21 protein-coding genes are annotated in these 19,791 nt (G+C 51.9%); 14 read left to right on the forward strand and 7 right to left on the reverse strand.

Going from position 1 to position 19,791, the window contains the following annotated elements:
- Positions 1 to 32: 32 nt before the first annotated feature.
- The gene (locus OGV93_RS11190) at positions 33 to 440 is read right to left on the reverse strand and encodes a cytoplasmic protein (protein WP_101700281.1); all 408 of its coding nucleotides are present in this window, start codon (positions 438 to 440) and stop codon (positions 33 to 35) included.
- Between the two features lies 1 nt (position 441).
- A complete protein-coding gene (locus OGV93_RS11195) occupies positions 442 to 846 on the reverse strand; it encodes a hypothetical protein (RefSeq protein WP_080859494.1) in 405 nt (134 codons plus the stop codon).
- Positions 847 to 950: 104 nt separating this feature from the next.
- Here OGV93_RS11195 and OGV93_RS11200 point away from each other — a divergent pair, with 104 nt between their 5' ends.
- Positions 951 to 1,454 carry an ESA_00282 family adhesion-associated protein gene (locus OGV93_RS11200; protein WP_287109574.1) on the forward strand — a complete coding sequence of 168 codons (504 nt, stop codon included), beginning with the start codon at positions 951 to 953 and terminating at the stop codon, positions 1,452 to 1,454.
- A gap of 68 nt (positions 1,455 to 1,522) precedes the next feature.
- Here OGV93_RS11200 and OGV93_RS11205 read toward each other — a convergent pair whose 3' ends face one another.
- A complete protein-coding gene (locus OGV93_RS11205; protein ID WP_046276176.1) occupies positions 1,523 to 2,563 on the reverse strand; it encodes an aldo/keto reductase in 1,041 nt (346 codons plus the stop codon).
- A gap of 155 nt (positions 2,564 to 2,718) precedes the next feature.
- Here OGV93_RS11205 and yghX point away from each other — a divergent pair, with 155 nt between their 5' ends.
- The 11 genes from yghX to hybG all read left to right on the forward strand — a co-directional run bounded on the left by yghX (position 2,719) and on the right by hybG (position 12,587).
- Positions 2,719 to 3,606: a YghX family hydrolase gene (gene yghX, locus OGV93_RS11210; RefSeq protein ID WP_287109580.1), complete on the forward strand. Its 888-nt coding sequence runs from the start codon at positions 2,719 to 2,721 to the stop codon at positions 3,604 to 3,606.
- A 214-nt stretch (positions 3,607 to 3,820) separates the two neighbouring features.
- Positions 3,821 to 5,461, forward strand: a complete 1,641-nt coding sequence (locus OGV93_RS11215) for a methyl-accepting chemotaxis protein (protein WP_047358640.1) — start codon at positions 3,821 to 3,823, stop codon at positions 5,459 to 5,461.
- An 85-nt stretch (positions 5,462 to 5,546) separates the two neighbouring features.
- The gene (locus tag OGV93_RS11220) at positions 5,547 to 5,834 is read left to right on the forward strand and encodes a DUF2623 family protein (RefSeq protein ID WP_016154494.1); all 288 of its coding nucleotides are present in this window, start codon (positions 5,547 to 5,549) and stop codon (positions 5,832 to 5,834) included.
- A 189-nt stretch (positions 5,835 to 6,023) separates the two neighbouring features.
- Positions 6,024 to 7,142 (forward strand): hydrogenase 2 small subunit, encoded by a 1,119-nt coding sequence (gene hybO, locus OGV93_RS11225; protein ID WP_016154493.1) that lies wholly within the window; start codon positions 6,024 to 6,026, stop codon positions 7,140 to 7,142.
- A 2-nt stretch (positions 7,143 to 7,144) separates the two neighbouring features.
- Positions 7,145 to 8,131, forward strand: coding sequence for a hydrogenase 2 operon protein HybA (gene hybA / locus OGV93_RS11230; protein WP_287109575.1), 987 nt, complete (start codon positions 7,145 to 7,147; stop codon positions 8,129 to 8,131).
- Positions 8,121 to 9,299, forward strand: coding sequence for a Ni/Fe-hydrogenase cytochrome b subunit (hybB, locus tag OGV93_RS11235; RefSeq protein ID WP_016154492.1), 1,179 nt, complete (start codon positions 8,121 to 8,123; stop codon positions 9,297 to 9,299). Before hybA ends, hybB begins: the two co-directional genes overlap by 11 nt.
- Positions 9,296 to 10,999: a hydrogenase 2 large subunit gene (hybC, locus tag OGV93_RS11240; protein ID WP_003024476.1), complete on the forward strand. Its 1,704-nt coding sequence runs from the start codon at positions 9,296 to 9,298 to the stop codon at positions 10,997 to 10,999. The genes hybB and hybC overlap by 4 nt, the downstream gene beginning before the upstream one ends.
- Positions 10,999 to 11,493, forward strand: coding sequence for a HyaD/HybD family hydrogenase maturation endopeptidase (locus OGV93_RS11245; protein ID WP_016157468.1), 495 nt, complete (start codon positions 10,999 to 11,001; stop codon positions 11,491 to 11,493). The genes hybC and OGV93_RS11245 overlap by 1 nt, the downstream gene beginning before the upstream one ends.
- Entirely contained in the window at positions 11,486 to 11,974 is a 489-nt protein-coding gene (gene hybE, locus OGV93_RS11250) for a hydrogenase-2 assembly chaperone (protein WP_016154490.1), read from the forward strand. The genes OGV93_RS11245 and hybE overlap by 8 nt, the downstream gene beginning before the upstream one ends.
- Entirely contained in the window at positions 11,967 to 12,308 is a 342-nt protein-coding gene (gene hypA, locus OGV93_RS11255; protein ID WP_016157467.1) for a hydrogenase maturation nickel metallochaperone HypA, read from the forward strand. Before hybE ends, hypA begins: the two co-directional genes overlap by 8 nt.
- Before the next feature lie 30 nt (positions 12,309 to 12,338).
- Positions 12,339 to 12,587, forward strand: coding sequence for a hydrogenase maturation factor HybG (gene hybG, locus OGV93_RS11260; RefSeq protein WP_003024459.1), 249 nt, complete (start codon positions 12,339 to 12,341; stop codon positions 12,585 to 12,587).
- A gap of 50 nt (positions 12,588 to 12,637) precedes the next feature.
- Here hybG and yghU read toward each other — a convergent pair whose 3' ends face one another.
- The gene (yghU, locus tag OGV93_RS11265) at positions 12,638 to 13,504 is read right to left on the reverse strand and encodes a glutathione-dependent disulfide-bond oxidoreductase (protein ID WP_016154488.1); all 867 of its coding nucleotides are present in this window, start codon (positions 13,502 to 13,504) and stop codon (positions 12,638 to 12,640) included.
- 218 nt (positions 13,505 to 13,722) lie between these two features.
- Here yghU and OGV93_RS11270 point away from each other — a divergent pair, with 218 nt between their 5' ends.
- The gene (locus tag OGV93_RS11270) at positions 13,723 to 16,011 is read left to right on the forward strand and encodes an FdhF/YdeP family oxidoreductase (protein WP_287109576.1); all 2,289 of its coding nucleotides are present in this window, start codon (positions 13,723 to 13,725) and stop codon (positions 16,009 to 16,011) included.
- A 153-nt stretch (positions 16,012 to 16,164) separates the two neighbouring features.
- Positions 16,165 to 18,027 (forward strand): bifunctional glutathionylspermidine amidase/synthase, encoded by a 1,863-nt coding sequence (gene gss / locus OGV93_RS11275; protein WP_047358635.1) that lies wholly within the window; start codon positions 16,165 to 16,167, stop codon positions 18,025 to 18,027.
- Positions 18,028 to 18,207: 180 nt separating this feature from the next.
- On the opposite strand, the gene OGV93_RS11280 is transcribed toward gss, so the two are convergent.
- From OGV93_RS11280 to OGV93_RS11290, 3 genes are read right to left on the reverse strand one after another with little or no spacing between them, the layout of a single operon-like run.
- Complete coding sequence (locus OGV93_RS11280) at positions 18,208 to 18,747, reverse strand: redoxin domain-containing protein (RefSeq protein ID WP_053388763.1); 540 nt, start codon at positions 18,745 to 18,747, stop codon at positions 18,208 to 18,210.
- 41 nt (positions 18,748 to 18,788) lie between these two features.
- Complete coding sequence (locus OGV93_RS11285; protein WP_046276181.1) at positions 18,789 to 19,529, reverse strand: hypothetical protein; 741 nt, start codon at positions 19,527 to 19,529, stop codon at positions 18,789 to 18,791.
- An 8-nt stretch (positions 19,530 to 19,537) separates the two neighbouring features.
- Positions 19,538 to 19,777, reverse strand: coding sequence for a thioredoxin domain-containing protein (locus OGV93_RS11290; protein WP_016154483.1), 240 nt, complete (start codon positions 19,775 to 19,777; stop codon positions 19,538 to 19,540).
- Positions 19,778 to 19,791 lie beyond the last annotated feature (14 nt).

Consider the following 19,791-nt stretch of genomic DNA (forward strand, 5'->3'; position numbering starts at 1 on the left):
TCCTCTCCTGATTTAACTCTCCCCAGACGCCCTTATCTGTCCTCATCCAGTGCGACTGCCGTTATCCTGGTGGGTTCGTAGTTCCCTTCAGACAGTTTACGCGTCAGGCGTAAGGTGGCTGTTTCTCGCTTGAGTATATGCTGGTATGTGCTCTCCAGCCGGGCCATGATTTTGTCCCGTAGTTCTGGTTGCTGCTCCATAATGGCTTCAATCGCGGCGCCATAGATCTCTTCTTTAGCCTGTAGCGCATAAATTTCGCGACGATTTTGCCATTTCAGCCGCACCAGCGCGGCGGGAATAGAGACCATCTCCTGGGCAACGCTTTCCAACGTCGCATTTTTATTGGCAATCAATACGGCCAAATTTTGCTTTAAGACAAACTCATCGCTTTTATGGTCATCTAAAGCCAAATAAACATTATTATCCTCAACATCTTTCATTTTATTTCTCTTCCAGAGAATAAAAAATAGGATCGCTGGTCTCACGCGTAATTAAATTAAGCCAAATTTTATTGCCCTGTTCATTTACGCTGGCTGTTTTTGTCGATAAAATTTTACTTAATTCTTGAGCGTTAATGTCGCCTTCCGCTTGTAGTGAATTGAGCAGGCGAGTGAAGGACTCAATTTTTGCGGCACGAAACAGGCGCTCTTTTAAATGGCGATCGCACTCTTCAAATAACATATTGCGCGCCTGGCCGTTAGCTGTAGAGCTAATCAAAATATCGGGTTCATAATCACTTAATGTTCTCTTTCCCTGAGTCAAATTTTCACTATTATCTGCGGGACGGGTATTAGTAGATGAGCTGGATAAGTGAAAACGCGAGGGAACAAGATGCTCGGGAAGCATGTTGAAATATCCTTTGATGCCAATGATATGTTGTTCTAAATAAACCAGGCTGCGTTGACAATAGCATGGCGTAATTTTAAAATCAAAAAAAATGGAGCCAGTATATGAACAGTATATTTTATTCTGTTATTACCCTGCTATTGCTTACCTGTGGGGTACTTTTGTTGATGCGCAGTGCAAATAAAAACCGATATGCAGAAAATGGGCACTCTGAAAACCAGCCGGAAATACTGAGTAAAGAAGAGGGGGAAGATCATTTTTCGGTACTGATGAATTCGATTACCCCAGTATGGTATTGGCGCGTTAATCACGAATATATCGATTTTATCCACTCAACGATCAAGCGGATGACAATGGTGGAGCTAAATGAGACGCCAGGGCTATTTGATGCACAGCGGCGTTGTAGCGATCTCAACTCTGCGGTGTATAAATATTACGACAATATAAAAAAGCGCTGTCTGAGCGGTGAGAAAGTCCCGCATGCCGATCTGGATGTGCTTAACTTACGCCAGTGCTTCAGGGAGTTCAGTCTGGAGGCTTATCCTGCGCTTGTCGCGCTGGTGTGGCCGGAATTTCAACGTCCAGAGATCAAAGCGGAAGAGGTGTGAAGGGATTGGCTGGCCCTGTTACGTGCCGGGGAGGCTAACGCCGCTTCCCGGCACAGAGTTACAAACGGCTATTTGTCAGATGAGGCCTGCCACAGGTTCAGCTTACCATCCGCGACATGTTTATCGATCTGCGCCAGTTCTTCGGCGCTGAACGTCAGGTTAGACAACGCCTGAACGTTCTCCTCCAGTTGCTCCGGTCGGCTGGCGCCAATTAATACCGACGTCACCCGGTTGTCTTTCAGCAGCCAGCTTAAGGCCATTTGCGCCATCGACTGTCCGCGCTGTTGCGCCATCTCATTGAGCAAACGCAGGCTGTTAAGGTTTTCTTCCGTCAGCATATTTTCCGTCAGCCCACGAACTTTTTTCCCTTCACGCTGCATGCGTGAACCTTCCGGAATGCCGTTGAGGTATTTCCCCGTCAGCAGCCCCTGGGCCAGCGGCGTAAATGCGATGCAGCCCATGCCGTTGGATTCCAGCGTATCCAACAGACCACTGCTGTCTACCCAACGGTTAAGCAGGTTGTAAGAAGGCTGGTGGATCAGCAGCGGAATTTTCCATTCCCGCATCAGCTCGGCCATTTTCTGCGTACGCTCCGGGGAATAGGATGAGATGCCGACATACAGCGCTTTACCGCTTTGCACCGCATGGGCCAGCGCTGAGGCGGTCTCTTCCATTGGCGTATTTTCGTCAACGCGGTGCGAGTAGAAGATATCGACATAGTCGAGGCCCATGCGTTTCAGGCTCTGGTCGAGGCTGGCGAGCAGGTATTTGCGCGAACCGCCAGAACCGTATGGCCCTGGCCACATGTCATAGCCTGCCTTGGTGGAGATGATCAGTTCATCACGATAGTGTGCAAAATCCTCGCGCAATAATCGGCCAAAATTCTCTTCTGCGCTGCCCGGAGGCGGCCCGTAGTTATTGGCTAAATCAAAATGCGTGATGCCTAAATCAAATGCTTTACGCAGCAGAGCGCGCTGTGAATCCAGCGCCTGAACGTGCCCAAAACTGTGCCACAAACCCAGCGATAGCGCGGGTAAACGTAAACCGCTGCGCCCGCAGTAGCGATAGAGCATCTGCTCGTAACGTTCAGGATTGGCAAACCAGTCCATGAGATCTCCTTAGTGCAGGTGAATTTCGAAACAACGTTTCTATTCTAGCGGGTTCATGATGAATATCCCGTTCACCAGGTCACACTGGAATGAAAAACTGGGCAAAAACAGACCACTGTGCTTTGCTTAAAAAAACATCGATCTGGAGTGCTGCCATGCCGCGTCTAACTGCCAAAGACTTTCCGCAAGAATTGCTCGACTACTATGACTATTACGCTCATGGCAAAATAACGAAACGCGAGTTTCTCAAACTTGCTGCGAAATATGCAGTCGGTGGTATGACGGCGCTGGCATTATTCAATGTGTTGAAACCCAATTATGCCCTCGCAACGCAGGTGGAGTTCACCGATCCTGATATCCTGGCGGAATACATGACTTATCCTTCACCTGAAGGGCATGGTGATGTGCGTGGGTATCTGGTTAAACCTGCGAAAGCGACGGGGAAAGTTCCGGCGGTAGTGGTGGTGCATGAGAATCGTGGGCTGAATCCGTATATTGAGGATGTGGCACGGCGGGTGGCGAAGGCGGGCTATATTGCACTCGCGCCTGATGGATTAAGTTCAGTAGGGGGCTATCCTGGCAATGATGATAAAGGTCGGGAGTTGCAGCAGCAGGTTGACCCCGTAAAGCTGATGAACGACTTCTTTGCCGCCATTGAATTTATGCAGCGTTATTCAGGCGCGACGGGAAAGGTGGGTATCACCGGATTTTGCTACGGTGGCGGCGTATCGAATGCCGCAGCCGTTGCTTTTCCTGAACTGGCCTGCGCAGTGCCTTTTTATGGGCGTCAGGTTCCTGCATCAGATGTCCCTAAAATAAAAGCGCCTTTATTACTGCACTATGCGCAATTAGATACCCGAATTAATGAGGGATGGCCTGCCTATGAAGCGGCGCTCAAAGCCAATAAGAAAGTCTATGAGGCATATATCTATCCCGGCGTTAATCATGGTTTTCATAATGACTCGACACCGCGTTATGATAATGCTACCGCTGATTTGGCCTGGGAGCGTACTCTTGCATGGTTTAACAAATATTTACGATAGAAAACAAGGGATTATTTAATGCTTCAGGTTAATTATCTGAATAATAATGCTAGCTAATTTCATTAGCATTCATGTTGATATAGTGTAAATAATATTGGATGCACTTAAGAAAGTAAAAAAATAAAGAATGCATTATATCTTCTCTGTTGCCTGCCGATAACAAGGATAAGTATCGCCTGATGGCGAATTCCTCATCAACGGCAAGGAAATTATTATGCGTTTGCTGAAAAACTTCACTATTCGTATTGTCATGTTGGCAATACTGGGACTTTTTTGCCTGCTCTGGTCGGGCGTGGGTTTATTCAGTCTTCATTCTTTATCAAAAATATCTGAAGGCAATGATATTGACCGTCATCTTGTCCATCAGATGACGGTGCTCAGTCAGGGGAACGATCAGTATTTTCGCTTCGTAACGCGCTTAAGTCGCGCCATGGATGTCAAAATGAGCGGCGGAACGCCTGATTTTGCACCAGCGCAGCAGTCCCTGGAGAATATGAGCAAAAAACTCCAGGAGATGAAAACGTTGTCTCCGGGGCCTATGGATCCGGACGTTGCCGCGGCGGTACTGACGAAGTGGCAGGCGCTGTTGGATAACGGGGTGATTCCGCAAATGCAACTGGCGCAGCAGGGCACGCTTACGGCCTTTGCGGAGCATGCCAGCACCGTTACGCCAGCGCTGAGCCGTGAATTTGGCGCCAGTGCCGAACGTTTTAACGCCACGGCAGGTAAGCGGCTTGATACCACGCGCGTCATGGTTGATGGCAAAACGTCTATCATCCGGACGCTAATTATTACCGCCGTGATCCTCGGTATTGCTCTCCTGTTCTTCACAGATCGTTACCTCGTCGCCATGATGGTGAAACCCCTGGGACGTATCCGCCAGCAGTTCCAGCAGATTGCTCAGGGCGATCTCAGCCATCCAATCGAAGATTTTGGCCGTAACTGCGTGGGCCAACTGGTGCCGTTATTGTGCGCGATGCAGGACAGCCTGCGCGAAGCCGTCAGTACAATTCGCTCAGGTAGTGACAACATCTGGCGAGGGGCTACGGAAATTTCCACCGGCAATAACGATCTCTCATCGCGTACTGAGGAGCAGGCTGCGGCGCTGGAAGAGACCGCTGCCAGCATGGAGCAACTGACCGCAACGGTAAAACTGAACGCCGAAAATGCGCGTGAAGCCAGCCAGCTTGCCGATACGGCGACAGAGACGGCAGGTAAAGGGAGCAGCCTGGTTTCAGAAGTGGTTGAGACGATGGACGGCATTGCCGCCAGCTCTAAACAGATCGCGGAAATTACGTCTGTTATTAATAGTATTGCCTTCCAGACCAATATTCTGGCGCTGAACGCGGCAGTTGAAGCTGCCAGAGCAGGTGAGCAGGGGCGTGGTTTTGCCGTTGTTGCCGGTGAGGTGCGTAACCTTGCCAGCCGTAGCGCCGGGGCGGCGAAAGAGATTGAGACGCTGATTGGCGAATCGTCGCGTCGCGTCGATCAGGGCGCTCGACTGGTTAAAGAGACGGGATTAACCATGGAGGCGATTCTGCGCGGAGCCACCGAAGTGACCGTTATCATGAAGCAAATTGCTTCTGCCTCAGAAGAACAGAATAAGGGCATCTCGCAGGTGAGCGTGGCGATCACGCAGATGGACAGCGTAACGCAACAGAACGCCGCGCTGGTAGAGCAAGTTTCCGCCGCGGCTGTGGCGCTTGAACGGCAAACGGAAGAGCTGCAACGCTCGGTACAACAGTTCCGCCTTTCAGCAAACGATGTGCAGTACGCCGCCGCCAGTACCGCTTCCCCTTCAGCAGACAGCAAAACGTCTGCAGCCGCTAAAAAGGATGAATGGGTGTCCTTTTAAGCGGACATAAAAAAGTACGTGATACCTCTGGTCTTTGCTTAAAAAATCGCTATATAATTTATTATATAGCGATTGGAGGTTATGCATGGACAACCATTTTGGAAAAGGCTTGATGGCCGGATTAAACGCGTCAAGTGCGGATAGCGCACGCACGGCGGCCAATTTTTGTGCTGATTATAAACGCGGTTTTGTGCTGGGATTTTCTCATCGAATGTTTGAAAAAACGGGCGATCGACAGCTCAGCGCGTGGGAAGCGGGGATCCTCACGCGTCGCTATGGGCTGGATAAAGAGATGGTTATGGATTTCTTTAAAGAGAACCAGTCCAGTACAACAATTCGTTTTTTCATGGCTGGCTATCGTCTCGAAGCTTGATCCGAAAGGGGTATTATCTTGCTTTAATTAATTACACTATTGACCTACGCCTTCGTTTTGTTGCTCCGCCGAAGTATTATAATGCACATAACCATATAAAAAGTGTGGTAAATGGCGCGCCGATCGCAATATGCAACATGCGAAAGGTGCAAAATAAAAGCCAGGTCTTCGCAACGGAATAACTATAAAATGACTGGAGATAACTCTCTCATCAATTCGAACGGCATCAATCGCCGTGATTTCATGAAGCTTTGTGCAGCACTGGCCGCTACCATGGGGCTCAGTAGCAAAGCCGCCGCAGAAATGGCCGAATCAGTTTCTCGTCCTCAGCGTCCACCGGTTATCTGGATTGGTGCGCAGGAGTGTACGGGTTGTACTGAATCGCTACTTCGCGCGACACACCCTACAGTGGAAAACCTCGTTCTGGAGACAATCTCTCTGGAATACCATGAGGTACTCTCTGCCGCCTTCGGCCACCAGGTCGAAGAGAATAAACATAACGCTCTGGAGAAGTACAAAGGGCAATATGTTTTGGTTGTAGATGGTTCTATCCCACTGAAAGACAATGGTATTTACTGCATGGTTGCCGGTGAGCCGATCGTAGATCACATCCGCCGGGCCGCAGAAGGCGCTGCCGCTATCATTGCCATCGGCTCTTGTGCCGCGTGGGGTGGTGTTGCTGCTGCTGGCGTTAACCCAACGGGGGCCGTCGGCTTGCAGGAAGTTCTGCCAGGCAAAACCATCATCAACATCCCCGGCTGTCCTCCGAACCCGCACAACTTCCTTGCAACGGTCGCGCATATCATCACTTACGGTAAGCCGCCGAAGCTGGATACCAAAAACCGTCCGACATTTGCCTATGGTCGTTTGATTCACGAACACTGCGAACGTCGCCCGCACTTCGATGCAGGTCGTTTTGCTAAAGAGTTTGGCGATGAAGGTCACCGTGAAGGATGGTGCCTCTACCATCTGGGCTGTAAAGGACCAGAAACCTACGGCAACTGCTCAACGCTGCAATTCTGCGATGTTGGCGGCGTGTGGCCGGTGGCAATCGGTCACCCTTGCTACGGCTGTAACGAAGAAGGTGTCGGTTTCCATAAAGGTATTCACCAGCTTGCTCATGTGGAAAACCAAACACCGCGTTCCGAGAAACCTGACGTCAATATGAAAGAAGGCGGCAATATTTCTGCCGGGGCGATTGGGCTGCTTGGTGGCGTAGTAGGACTGGTTGCCGGTGTCAGCGTGATGGCGGTTCGTGAACTGGGGCGTCAGCAGAAGAAAGATAACGCTGACTCACGGGGAGAATAACCGTGAACAGACGTAACTTTATTAAAGCAGCCTCCAGCGGGGCATTGCTGTTGGGCGCTGCGCCGTCCATCAGCCATGCGGCTGCAGAAAACCGTCCGCCGATCCCTGGTTCTCTTGGGATGCTCTATGACTCGACGCTGTGCATAGGCTGCCAGGCCTGTGTCACCAAGTGTCAGGATATCAACTTCCCGGCGCGTAACCCGGAAGGCGAGCAGACCTGGTCGAACAACGACAAACTGTCACCGTATACCAATAACATCATCCAGGTGTGGCGTAGCGGAACAGGCGTCAACAAAGACCAGGAAGAAAACGGCTACGCATACATTAAGAAGCAGTGCATGCACTGTGTCGATCCGAACTGCGTCTCCGTTTGCCCGGTCTCCGCGCTGAAGAAAGATCCGAAAACTGGCATCGTCCACTATGACAAAGATGTCTGCACGGGCTGTCGTTACTGCATGGTCGCCTGCCCGTACAATGTGCCTAAGTATGACTACAACAACCCGTTTGGTGCGCTTCACAAATGTGAACTGTGTAACCAGAAAGGTGTTGAGCGTCTGGACAAAGGCGGTTTACCGGGTTGTGTTGAAGTGTGCCCTGCCGGTGCGGTGATTTTTGGTACGCGTGAAGAGCTGATGGCTGAGGCGAAAAAACGTCTCGCGCTGAAGCCTGGCAGCGAATACCACTATCCGCGTCAGACGGTGAAAGCAGGCGATACCTATCTGCATACGGTACCGAAGTATTACCCCCATCTGTACGGCGAGAAAGAGGGGGGGGGTACACAGGTTATGGTACTGACGGGCGTTCCTTACGAGGATTTGGATCTGCCGAAACTGGATGATCTTTCAACCGGTGCGCGTTCCGAACATGTTCAACATTCCTTGTACAAGGGCATGATATTACCCCTGGCTGCGCTGGCGGGCTTAACCGTGCTGGTTCGTCGTAACACGAAAAACGACCATCACGATGGAGGAGACGATCATGAGTCATGATCCTAAACCGCTGGGCGGAAAAATAATCAGCAAACCGGTCATTATTTTTGGGCCGCTTATCGTCCTGTGTATGCTCCTGATCGTGAAACGTCTGGTCTTCGGATTGGGCTCAGTCTCCGATCTGAACGGCGGTTTCCCATGGGGTGTATGGATCGCGTTTGACCTGCTGATTGGTACCGGCTTCGCGTGCGGTGGCTGGGCGCTGGCGTGGGCGGTGTATGTTTTCAACAGAGGACAATACCATCCACTGGTACGTCCGGCGCTGTTGGCGAGCCTGTTTGGCTACTCGCTGGGTGGTCTGTCGATCACCATTGACGTCGGTCGTTACTGGAACCTGCCGTATTTCTACATTCCGGGCCACTTCAACGTGAACTCGGTACTGTTCGAAACGGCGGTCTGTATGACCATCTATATCGGCATCATGGCGCTGGAATTTGCTCCGGCTCTGTTTGAACGTCTGGGGTGGAAAGTTTCTCTCAAACGTTTGAACAAAGTGATGTTCTTTATTATTGCCCTTGGCGCGCTGCTGCCAACTATGCACCAGTCTTCAATGGGTTCATTGATGATTTCTGCGGGCTATAAGGTGCATCCGCTATGGCAAGCTTATGAAATGTTGCCGCTTTTCTCCGTATTAACCGCTTTTATTATGGGCTTCTCGATCGTCATCTTTGAAGGCTCGTTGGTACAAGCCGGGCTGAAAGGTAATGGTCCGGACGAGAAAAGTTTGTTCATCAAGCTGACGAATACCATCAGTGTGCTGTTGGCGATTTTCGTGGTTCTGCGCTTTGGCGAACTGATCTATCGCGACAAGCTGTCCTATGCGTTCTCAGGCGATCTTTACTCCCTGATGTTCTGGATTGAAGTCGTGCTGATGGTCTTCCCGCTGGTGGTGCTGCGCGTCACTAAGCTGCGTAACGACTCACGCATGCTGTATCTGTCTGCGCTGAGCGCATTGCTGGGTTGTGCGACATGGCGTCTGTCCTATTCGCTGGTGGCGTTCAATCCTGGTGGTGGCTACCACTACTTCCCGACCTGGGAAGAACTGTTGATTTCTATTGGTTTTGTGGCTATTGAGATTTGTGCATACATCGTACTCATTCGTCTACTGCCGATACTTCCTCCTTTAAAACAAAACGATCAAAATCGTCATGAGGCGAGCAAAGCATGAGCCAGAGAATTACTATTGATCCGGTAACCCGTATTGAGGGTCATTTACGCATCGACTGCGAAATCGAAAATGGCGTGGTATCTAAAGCATGGGCTTCCGGTACCATGTGGCGCGGCATGGAAGAGATCGTGAAAAACCGCGATCCGCGCGATGCCTGGATGATTGTGCAGCGTATCTGTGGCGTTTGTACTACCACTCACGCTATCTCTTCCGTTCGTGCAGCAGAAAGCGCGCTGAATATTGATGTTCCGGTGAACGCACAGTATATCCGTAACATCATTCTGGCCGCGCACACCACGCATGATCACATTGTTCACTTCTATCAGCTCTCTGCGCTGGACTGGGTGGATATCACCTCTGCACTGAAAGCAGACCCAGCGAAAGCGTCTGCCATGCTGAACGGCGTGTCCTCCTGGCACCTGAACAGCGCAGAAGAGTTCACTAAGGTTCAGAACAAGATCAAAGACCTTGTTGCCAGCGGTCAGTTAGGCATTTTTGCCAACGGTTGCTGGGGTCACCCGGCAATGCAGTTGCCGCCAGAAGTGAACCTGATTGCGGTCGCTCACTACCTGCAGGCGCTGGAATGCCAGCGTGATGCTAACCGTGTTGTGGCGCTGTTGGGCGGTAAAACGCCGCACATTCAGAACCTGGCGGTAGGCGGGGTTGCTAACCCAATTAACCTCGACGGCCTTGGTGTGCTGAACCTTGAGCGCCTGATGTATATCAAGTCCTTTATCGATAAGCTGAGCGACTTCGTTGAGCAGGTTTACAAGGTTGATACCGCAGTTATTGCTGCGTTCTACCCTGAGTGGCTGGAACGTGGTCAAGGTGCAGTTAACTATCTGAGCGCACCGGAATTCCCGACTGACGGTAAAAACGGCAGCTTCCTGTTCCCGGGTGGTTACATCACCAATGAAGATCTGTCGACCTATCGTCCGATCACCTCTCACTCCGATGAGTACCTGATCAAAGGGATTCAGGAGAGTGCGAAACACGCGTGGTACAAAGACGAAGCGCCGCAGGCTCCGTGGGAAGGCACAACGGTTCCTGATTACACCGGTTGGTCAGATGACGGCAAGTACTCCTGGGTTAAAGCACCGACCTTCTACGGTAAAACGGTTGAAGTGGGTCCGTTGGCCAACATGCTGTGTAAACTGGCGGCCAAACGCGAGTCTACCCATGCCAAGCTGAATGAAATCATCGCGATTTACACCAAGCTGACCGGTAAAACTATCGAAGTGTCACAGCTGCACTCTACGTTGGGCCGTATTATTGGCCGTACCGTTCACTGCTGTGAACTGCAGAACGTTCTGCAGGATCAGTACAATGCGCTGATTGTGAACATCGGCAAAGGCGACCACACTACCTTCGTGAAACCGGATATCCCGGCAACGGGTGAATTTAAAGGTGTCGGTTTCCTCGAAGCGCCGCGCGGTATGCTGTCTCACTGGATGGTGATCAAAGATGGCATTATCAGCAACTACCAGGCGGTAGTACCGTCAACCTGGAACTCTGGCCCACGTAACTTTAATGATGAAGTGGGACCGTATGAGCGCTCGCTGGTAGGTACGCCGATTGCCGATCCAAACAAACCGCTGGAAGTGGTTCGTACCATTCACTCCTTCGACCCTTGTATGTCATGTGCGGTGCATGTGGTGGACGTTGATGGGAACGAAGTGGTCTCAGTTAAGGTTCTGTAATGCGGATATTAGTCTTAGGGGTCGGCAATATTTTGCTGACCGACGAAGCCATCGGGGTACGTATCGTTGAGGCATTAGAACAACGGTACGTCCTGCCAGACTTTGTTGATGTTCTGGACGGTGGTACGGCTGGGATGGAGCTTCTCGGTGATATGGCGAACAGAGATCATCTGATCATTGCTGACGCCATTGTGTCGAAGAAAAACACGCCAGGAACGATGATGGTCCTGCGGGATGAAGAGATCCCGGCGCTGTTTACCAACAAAATCTCACCGCACCAGCTTGGTCTGGCCGACGTATTGTCGGCCCTGCGTTTCACCGGCGAGTTTCCGAAAAAGCTGACGTTAGTCGGTGTTATTCCGGAATCGCTGGAGCCGCATATCGGACTAACGCCAACGGTTGAAGCGATGATTGAACCTGCGCTTGAGCAGGTTCTTGCCGCGCTTCGCGAATCAGGTGTTGAAGCGATCCCGCGGGAGGCGGCTCATGTCTGAGGAGTTTGTCGGTTTTCAGACGGCCCCGAAGATGCAAATTCAGGCAGCGTTTGAAGAGGTTGCCCGGCGTTCAATGCACGATCTCTCTTTCCTGCATCCGAACATGCCAGTATATGTCTCTGAATTTACGTTGTTTGAAGGACAGTGGACGGGGTGTGTTATCACGCCCTGGATGCTCAGCGCACTGATTTTCCCCGGACCGGACCAGATCTGGCCGGTGCGTAAAGTCAGCGAAAAAATCGGACTGCGTCTGCCGTATGGCGAGATGACCTTTACCGTTGGTGAACTGGAGGGCGTATCGCAATACCTTTCCTGCTCACTGATGTCGCCGCTTTCGCACAGTATGTCGGCGCAAGAAGGCATGCGTCTGACTGACGATTGCGCGCGAATGCTGTTATCGCTGCCGGTTAGCGATCCGAATGCGCCGCAGCTAAATCGCCGCGCGTTGCTGCTGGGTCGTCGGAACTGCGAAAATGCATGAGCTGTCCCTTTGTCAGAGCGCGGTTGAGATTGTTCAACAGCAGGCAGAGCAGCACGGTGTCAAACGTGTAACCGGTGTTTGGCTGGAAATCGGGGCGCTCTCCTGCGTTGAAGAGAGCGCCGTTCGTTTCAGTTTCGACATCGTCTGTCAGGGGACGCTGGCTCAGGGTTGTGAGCTGCATATTGATTACAAGCCAGCCCAGGCATGGTGCTGGGATTGCAGTCAGGTTGTGGAAATCACCCAGCATGATGCGCAGTGTCCACAATGTCAGGGCGATCGCCTGCGGGTTGATGCTGGCGATTCACTGAAAGTGAAAAGTATTGAAGTCGAATAACCCATAGGTTGCTATGGGGCGGAGTCAGATATGTGTATTGGAGTCCCTGGTCAGGTTCTGGCCGTTGGTGAAGATATTCACCAGCTTGCGCAGGTTGAAGTGTGCGGCATCAAACGTGATGTCAATATTGCCCTGATTTGTGAAGGTGATACAGCTGAGCTGGTCGGGCAATGGGTGCTGGTGCACGTAGGGTTCGCCATGAGCATCATTGATGAAGATGAAGCTAAAGCCACGTTAGACGCACTTCGCCGCATGGAGTACGACGTCACCAGCGCGTGACAAATCCTGAATGAAATTGCCGGATAGCGGTTGCTATCCGGCAATTTATTTTAGTTCTGGCGCTTATCTTCGGTTTGGGTATCGAAGTCGCTGGCATCATGGCGTTCATGAAGCTGCTCGTTCAGCGGTCCGTTAGTGCGGTTTACAATACGACCACGCTTAACCGCCGGACGCGCTGCAATCTCTTTTGCCCAGCGTTGTACGTGCTTGTAGCTTCCTGCGTCAAGGAACTCTGCTGCGTCGTAGACGTTGCCCAGAACCACATTGCCAAACCATGGCCAGACCGCCATATCGGCAATGGTGTATTCATCTCCGGCCACAAACTGATGTTGCGCCAATTGTTTATCCAGCACGTCGAGTAAGCGCTTGGCTTCCATGGTGAAGCGATTGATAGCGTACTCAATTTTTACCGGAGCATAGTTATAGAAGTGGCCAAAGCCTCCGCCGAGGAACGGTGCTGCGCCTTGTAACCAGAACAACCAGTTCAGCGTTTCGGTGCGTTTTGCCAAATCCTGCGGCAGGAAATAACCATATTTTTCCGCCAGATAGAGCAGGATTGCGCCAGATTCGAATACGCGAACCGGTGGGTTTTGCGAGTGATCGCGTAGCGCCGGGATCTTCGAGTTCGGATTCACCTCAACAAAGCCGCTGGAAAACTGATCGCCATCGCCAATGCGGATAATCCAGGCATCGTATTCCGCGCCCTTCACCCCCTGCGCCAGCAACTCCTCCAGCATGATCGTCACTTTCTGCCCGTTTGGCGTACCCAGCGAATAGAGCTGCAGCGGATGTTTGCCAACCGGCAGCGTTTTCTCGTGGGTGGCTCCGGAAACCGGGCGGTTGATATTGGCGAATGCGCCCCCGTTCGATTTTTCCCACGTCCAGACTTTCGCGGGCTGATAGGTATTGTCTGACATATTGACCTGCCTTCTGAGTGGTTGTGTTGATGCAGTGTAGCAGTTAGGTAGAACTCAATTTAACAGATTGGAACTTTATGTCGCTTTGTGCTGAAAGGGGAAGATAAATCTAACCCGTTCATTGTACCCGCTCCGTACTCCATGAAGAGGAAATCAATGTTGGACGGAAATTGCTACCGTATTCGCCATTAAAAATTGGCGGTGAATAAGCAGTAATAATGAAAAATGGTGTTCCAGGAGTAAGCGGTTATCAGGGCCCGGCGGGTGGGTGGGGCGCGGTAAAAGCCGTCACTGCTTCGGTGTTTTCGCAAAAGGCTGTCGCCCGCGACATTATCGCGATGTTCAAAATGAACCAGGTGAAAGGGTTCGACTGTCCGGGCTGTGCGTGGCCGGACCCAGGGCACCGTGCGCCAATGGAGCTGTGCGAAAATGGCGTTAAGGCGGTCTCCTGGGAGACAACCAGTAAAAAAGCGTCACCGGAATTTTTCAGCCGTCACCCGGTTTCCACACTCTGGCACTACAGCGATTATGAGCTGGAAAATATCGGTCGTTTGACGCATCCGATGAAATACGATGCAGCATCAGATACCTGGCAGGCGGTGGATTGGGATATCGCCTTCCAGGAGATAGGCGAGCGTCTGCGCAGCTATGATTCACCCCAGCAGGTTGAGTTTTACACCTCCGGCAGAACGTCAAATGAAGCGGCGTTCCTGTATCAGCTTTTTGCCCGCGAATATGGCAGCAGCAACTTTCCTGATTGCTCAAACATGTGCCACGGACCGACCAGCGCAGGGCTAACGCCGGCCATTGGCCTCGGAAAAGGGACCGTTGAACTTGACGATTTTGACCATTGCGATCTGGTGATTTGTATCGGGCATAACCCTGGCACTAATCATCCACGTATGCTGACCACCTTACGCGACGTTGCCAAACGCGGGGCTAAAATTATCTCTATCAATCCGCTGAACGAAAGGGGGCTTGAGCGCTTTAGTTTCCCGCAAAGCCCGAAAGAGATGTTCACCGGTCAGTCGACGCAGCTAAGCAACGACTACTACCAGGTAAAAATGGGCGGTGACGCCTCGCTGCTCAAAGGCATCATGAAGGCGCTGATCGAAATGGATGAAGCGCGGATCTTACTGGATCAGCAACCGACGCTCGATCATGCGTTTATCGATGAGCATACTGCTGGATATGCAGCGCTGTATGATGACTTACGTCAGCATAACTGGGCGGAGCTGGAACAGGACTCGGGCCTGACGCGCAGTCAGATGGAGGACCTGGCACACAGCTACAGTAAATCTCGTGCCACTATTATTTGTTATGGTCTGGGCATCACCCAGCATAAAAACGGTACTGAGAACGTCCAGCAACTGGTAAACCTGCTGCTGCTGAAAGGCAATATGGGTAAGCCGGGGGCGGGGATCTGCCCGTTGCGCGGTCATTCTAACGTGCAGGGCGACCGTTCCGTGGGGATCAACGAAGCGGCATCCGAAGACTTCCTGCAACGCCTTGAGACGCATTTTTCTATCCGTGTGCCGCGTACACATGGCCGCTCCAGCGTGGAGAGTATTCGGGCCATCGAACGGGGAGAGGCAAAAGCGCTCATTTGCATGGGTGGCAATCTGGCGGTGGCGATGCCGCAGCCGCAGCGTACCTTTGCGGCGATGAAAAATTTGGATCTGCAGGTCCATGTTGCGACCAAGCTGAACAGATCGCATTTGCTGCTGGCAAAGCATAATTATCTGCTGCCTGCATTAGGTCGAACGGAGCGCGACATTCAGGCGACGGGGATCCAGTCGGTGACCGTCGAAGACTCGATGTCGATGGTCCACGCTTCCTGCGGCGCGCTGAAGCCAGCTTCCCGCTGGTTAAAATCGGAGCCCGCGATTGTGGCGGGCATGGCACACGCTACTCTGCCGCTTTCGCCGATCAACTGGGAAGCGTTAACCGGGGACTACGCGCTGATCCGTGACGCCATTGAAGCCGTGATCCCGGCGTTCCACGATTACAATGCCCGTATTGCCGAGCCGGGCGGATTTCGTATGGATACGCCCGCTTCGCGCCGTGAATGGCGAACGGCGAATGGTAAAGCCAACTTTATCGTCAGCCATCAGCGGGCGGTAGAGCGAGAAAATCAGCCTGCCGATGCACTGGTTCTGGCGACGCTGCGCAGCCACGATCAATACAACACCACTATTTATGGTATGAACGATCGCTACCGTGGTATTACCGGTCGTCGGGATGTGGTGTTTTTAAGCGCTGAAGAAGCGGCGACTCGCGATCTGAGCCAGGGAGATGTGGTCAACGTTCAGGCGCTGGACGACCGCGGCCAGCCCTGTGCGGATCGCATTATGTGCGGCTTGACGGTGGTGATTTACAACATGGCGGTGGGCTCAATAGGCGCTTATCTGCCAGAAGCGAATGTCCTGCTTTCGCTGGATGCGGTGGACACACAAAGTTTGACTCCGGCGTATAAAAGCGCACCGGTCACCCTGACAAAAGCGTAGTTCCTGCTGTGAATTTTTCGCCTCTGAGCGCCAGCCGCTGCGTTGAGGTGTATGATGATGTTGACCTCTGTCCGGTTAGTGTCGCAGAGCAGGCAATCAGAGCGAAAAATTCACGCCAACCTGCTCAGGCTGTATTGTTTTGAGGTAAGGTGCATGAGCAAAGGAACGACCAGTCAGGATGCCCCATTCGGGACATTATTGGGCTACGCCCCAGGCGGCGTAGCAATCTACTCTTCAGATTACAGCTCCCTCGACCCACGGGACTACGACGATGATGCGGCATTTCGCAGCTATATCGACGACGAATACATGGGCCACAAATGGCAGTGCGTAGAGTTCGCACGCCGCTTTCTCTTCCTTAATTATGGCGTGGTCTTCACCGATGTAGGCATGGCCTGGGAGATCTTTTCCTTACGCTTTCTGCGCGAAGTGGTGAATGACAATATCCTGCCGTTACAGGCATTTCCGAATGGTTCACCCCGCGCGCCGGTAGCCGGTGCTCTGCTTATCTGGCAAAAAGGCGGTGAGTTTAACGATACCGGCCATGTGGCGGTCGTCACCCAGTTGCTGGAAAACAAAATCCGTATTGCCGAACAGAACGTGCTCCATACGCCGTTGCCTCCCGGACAGCAGTGGACCCGCGAACTGGAGATGGTGGTTGAAAACGGTTGTTACACCTTGCGTGATACCTTTGACGACACCACCATCCTTGGCTGGATGATCCAGACCGATGATACCCGTGACAGCCTGCCGCAGCCGGAGATCGCCAACGACTCGTTGAGAATTGGCGGCGCGCGACTGGAAGATAACGGGCAGTTTGACGGTAAATGGCTTGATGAACAGGATCCGCTGCAGAAAGCCTACGTGCTGGCGAACGGCCACGTTATTAATCAGGATCCGCATCAGTACTTCACCATTACCGAGAGTGCAGAGCAGGAGCTGATCAAAGCCACCAACGAGCTGCACCTGATGTATCTGCACGCGACCGACAAAGTGCTGAAAGATGACAACCTGCTGGCGCTGTTCGATATCCCGAAAATCCTCTGGCCGCGTCTGCGCCTTTCCTGGCAGCGTCGTCGGCATCATATGATTACAGGACGTATGGATTTCTGTATGGATGAACGCGGACTGAAGGTGTATGAGTACAACGCCGATTCCGCATCGTGCCATACCGAAGCTGGTTTGATCCTCGAAAGATGGGCCGAGCAGGGCTATACAGGACAGGGACACAACCCAGCTGAAGGATTGATCAACGAACTGGCGGGGGCCTGGAAGCACAGCCGCGCGCGTCCTTTTGTCCACATCATGCAGGATAAAGATATAGAGGAAAACTACCACGCTCAGTTTATGCAGCAGGCGCTACGTCAGGCCGGGTTTGACAGTAAAATTCTGCGTGGCCTCGATGAGCTACGTTGGGATGACGCCGGTCAGCTGATTGACGGGGACGGTCGTCTGGTGAACTGCGTCTGGAAAACCTGGGCGTGGGAAACCGCAATTGAGCAGGTGCGAGAGGTCAGTGAAACGGAGTACGCTGCGGTACCAATTCGTACCGGGCATACGAATCAGGAAGTGCGTTTAATCGACGTGTTGCTGCGCCCGGAAGTGCTGGTCTTTGAACCTCTGTGGACGGTGATCCCTGGTAATAAAGCGATTCTGCCGATCCTGTGGCAACTGTTCCCACACCACCGCTATCTGCTTGATACTGATTTCACTGTTAATGAAGAGCTGGCGCAAACCGGTTATGCAGTGAAACCTATTGCAGGACGTTGTGGCAGCAACATCGATCTGGTGAGCCATCAGGAAGAGTTACTGGATAAAACCAGCGGTAAGTTTGCCGAGCAGAAGAACATTTATCAGCAGCTTTGGTGTCTGCCAAAAATTGCCGGTAAATATATTCAGGTTTGTACCTTCACCGTAGGCGGTAACTATGGGGGGACCTGCCTGCGCGGCGATGAGTCGCTGGTGATTAAAAAAGAGAGCGATATCGAGCCGCTGATTGTAGTGAAGGAAGAGTAATCTTTTTGCGTGTTCTTGATTGAAATGCGAAAAGCCGGAGTATATCTCCTAATGCTTGTCAGTTTAGCTTTTGATGGAAACCGTAATGCATAGCGTTGCGGTTTCTTTTTCACTGCCCGGGGATAATGTTTCACTCTTCCCACGGGCAGGAAAAAACTCTCCGCCATATCCAGTATCTCATTATGTAGTGGCACACTGCCCATCACTGCACCCTGATGCCATAGACGCGTCCTCGGAAACAGACAACGACTCATTCAATAACGCCCCGATTTCTGCTCCCAGCGCGAGGTCGTCTACCTGACCAAAATATTGCTGGCGTAGGTATCCCTGCTGATCAATTAACGTCAACGTAGGTGTACCGCGCATAGCGTAGGACAGCATGGTCTGGGGGACATCATTGTCAGGAGACGGCATATCCACCCCGACGGGGAAAGGGATGCGGTATTCTGATAGAAAGGTTTCCAGTGCCTGTGCGGTCATTACCTCATGATGCTCAAAAACCGTATGTAGGCCAATAACGGCCACTTTATCCGGTGGAAAAGTGGCATACACACGTGAAACCTGCGGCAGTCCATGGGAAACACAGCCAGGACACAGCATCTGAAATGATTCCATTACCACGACCTTGCCGCGTAATGATTCCAGGGTTATCGGCTGTGACGTATTAAACCAGCGTTCAATTGTCAATGCTGGTGCTCGCGGATGACGAATGATATTCATGTTAACTCCAGAACCCGCACTGTGGTGCGGGTTAATTTCCGTTACTGGTTTACTTTCCCCGGCAGCGTCAGCTTGCCAGAGGCCACTTTAAATACATCCTCGACGCAAAGTAGCGGCGCATGAACGGAGGCATTAACTCGTAGCCCGGCAGTTACGCCATCAAACTGGCTGGCAGTGACCACGCCAATATTATCGAACGGAACTTTCACTTCTACAGTTTCACCTGTCAGCGTAGGATTCCAGCCCGGACTGTCCAACAGTACCGGCAAGCCAGGCCAGGTTTTTGGCAGCCGGGGTTTTTGTCCCTCAGGAATATCAACTACGGCCAGTGCGCCAGGCCCGCAGACCTCGTTAGGCTTCAGCACCACCCAGTGGGTATGCCACAGATCGCCATCATTGTTGCGGTTACCATCGCCATTTTCATCATACAGCGGCGTATCATCCAGATCAGGATGGGATGTTACCGCCAGCGCCAGGATACCGGCCTTATGTTCAAATCCCACTTCATACGGATCGATCGTTGTCGGCCAGACATAAGAGAAAATTTCCGTTCCCGCCAGCTTACCTGTTACTGCAGGCTTACTTTTACCTGCCTTGCCGGAAACTGCCATATGGAAGGTGGCAACATTCCCTTCGGTAGTGACTTTAGTGTGCACAATATCAAACTCAGCCAATACAGCCTTGTCGGTGCTGGTTTTAATACCGCCCTGATGAGGCTCATTGCCATGTGCACCGGCAGAGGTGGCTACAGCCATTGCTAATACAATCGCAATACGTTTCATTTTTATCCTTAAAGCAGATCTTTAATAAACGCACCAAAGTTGATGTGAAGCGGGATACCGCCATCCAGTACCAGGGCTGGAACAGATTGCACACCAGCTTCGATGGCCTCATTCAGTCGCGTTTTATCATTTCCGAGATGAACGATTTCTACCGTGTATTGAGCGGGATCGAGTGCCAGTGCGATTTGGTGTTCTGCATCTACGCATACCGGGCAACCTGCATGAAAGAAAACGGCTGTTTTACTCATGATGACTTTCCTTG

The sequence above is a fragment of the Citrobacter sp. Cb031 genome (assembly GCF_030336725.1).
GTDB lineage: Bacteria > Pseudomonadota > Gammaproteobacteria > Enterobacterales > Enterobacteriaceae > Citrobacter > Citrobacter braakii.

Coding starts and splice junctions, on each gene's coding strand:
- OGV93_RS11190 (WP_101700281.1), bottom strand. CDS start 440: ATGAAAGATGTTGAGGATAATAATGTTTATTTGGCTTTAGATGACCAT.
- OGV93_RS11195 (WP_080859494.1), bottom strand. CDS start 846: ATGCTTCCCGAGCATCTTGTTCCCTCGCGTTTTCACTTATCCAGCTCA.
- OGV93_RS11200 (WP_287109574.1), top strand. CDS start 951: ATGAACAGTATATTTTATTCTGTTATTACCCTGCTATTGCTTACCTGT.
- OGV93_RS11205 (WP_046276176.1), bottom strand. CDS start 2,563: ATGGACTGGTTTGCCAATCCTGAACGTTACGAGCAGATGCTCTATCGC.
- yghX (WP_287109580.1), top strand. CDS start 2,719: ATGCCGCGTCTAACTGCCAAAGACTTTCCGCAAGAATTGCTCGACTAC.
- OGV93_RS11215 (WP_047358640.1), top strand. CDS start 3,821: ATGCGTTTGCTGAAAAACTTCACTATTCGTATTGTCATGTTGGCAATA.
- OGV93_RS11220 (WP_016154494.1), top strand. CDS start 5,547: ATGGACAACCATTTTGGAAAAGGCTTGATGGCCGGATTAAACGCGTCA.
- hybO (WP_016154493.1), top strand. CDS start 6,024: ATGACTGGAGATAACTCTCTCATCAATTCGAACGGCATCAATCGCCGT.
- hybB (WP_016154492.1), top strand. CDS start 8,121: ATGAGTCATGATCCTAAACCGCTGGGCGGAAAAATAATCAGCAAACCG.
- hybC (WP_003024476.1), top strand. CDS start 9,296: ATGAGCCAGAGAATTACTATTGATCCGGTAACCCGTATTGAGGGTCAT.
- OGV93_RS11245 (WP_016157468.1), top strand. CDS start 10,999: ATGCGGATATTAGTCTTAGGGGTCGGCAATATTTTGCTGACCGACGAA.
- hybE (WP_016154490.1), top strand. CDS start 11,486: ATGTCTGAGGAGTTTGTCGGTTTTCAGACGGCCCCGAAGATGCAAATT.
- hypA (WP_016157467.1), top strand. CDS start 11,967: ATGCATGAGCTGTCCCTTTGTCAGAGCGCGGTTGAGATTGTTCAACAG.
- hybG (WP_003024459.1), top strand. CDS start 12,339: ATGTGTATTGGAGTCCCTGGTCAGGTTCTGGCCGTTGGTGAAGATATT.
- yghU (WP_016154488.1), bottom strand. CDS start 13,504: ATGTCAGACAATACCTATCAGCCCGCGAAAGTCTGGACGTGGGAAAAA.
- OGV93_RS11270 (WP_287109576.1), top strand. CDS start 13,723: ATGAAAAATGGTGTTCCAGGAGTAAGCGGTTATCAGGGCCCGGCGGGT.
- gss (WP_047358635.1), top strand. CDS start 16,165: ATGAGCAAAGGAACGACCAGTCAGGATGCCCCATTCGGGACATTATTG.
- OGV93_RS11280 (WP_053388763.1), bottom strand. CDS start 18,747: ATGAATATCATTCGTCATCCGCGAGCACCAGCATTGACAATTGAACGC.
- OGV93_RS11285 (WP_046276181.1), bottom strand. CDS start 19,529: ATGAAACGTATTGCGATTGTATTAGCAATGGCTGTAGCCACCTCTGCC.
- OGV93_RS11290 (WP_016154483.1), bottom strand. CDS start 19,777: ATGAGTAAAACAGCCGTTTTCTTTCATGCAGGTTGCCCGGTATGCGTA.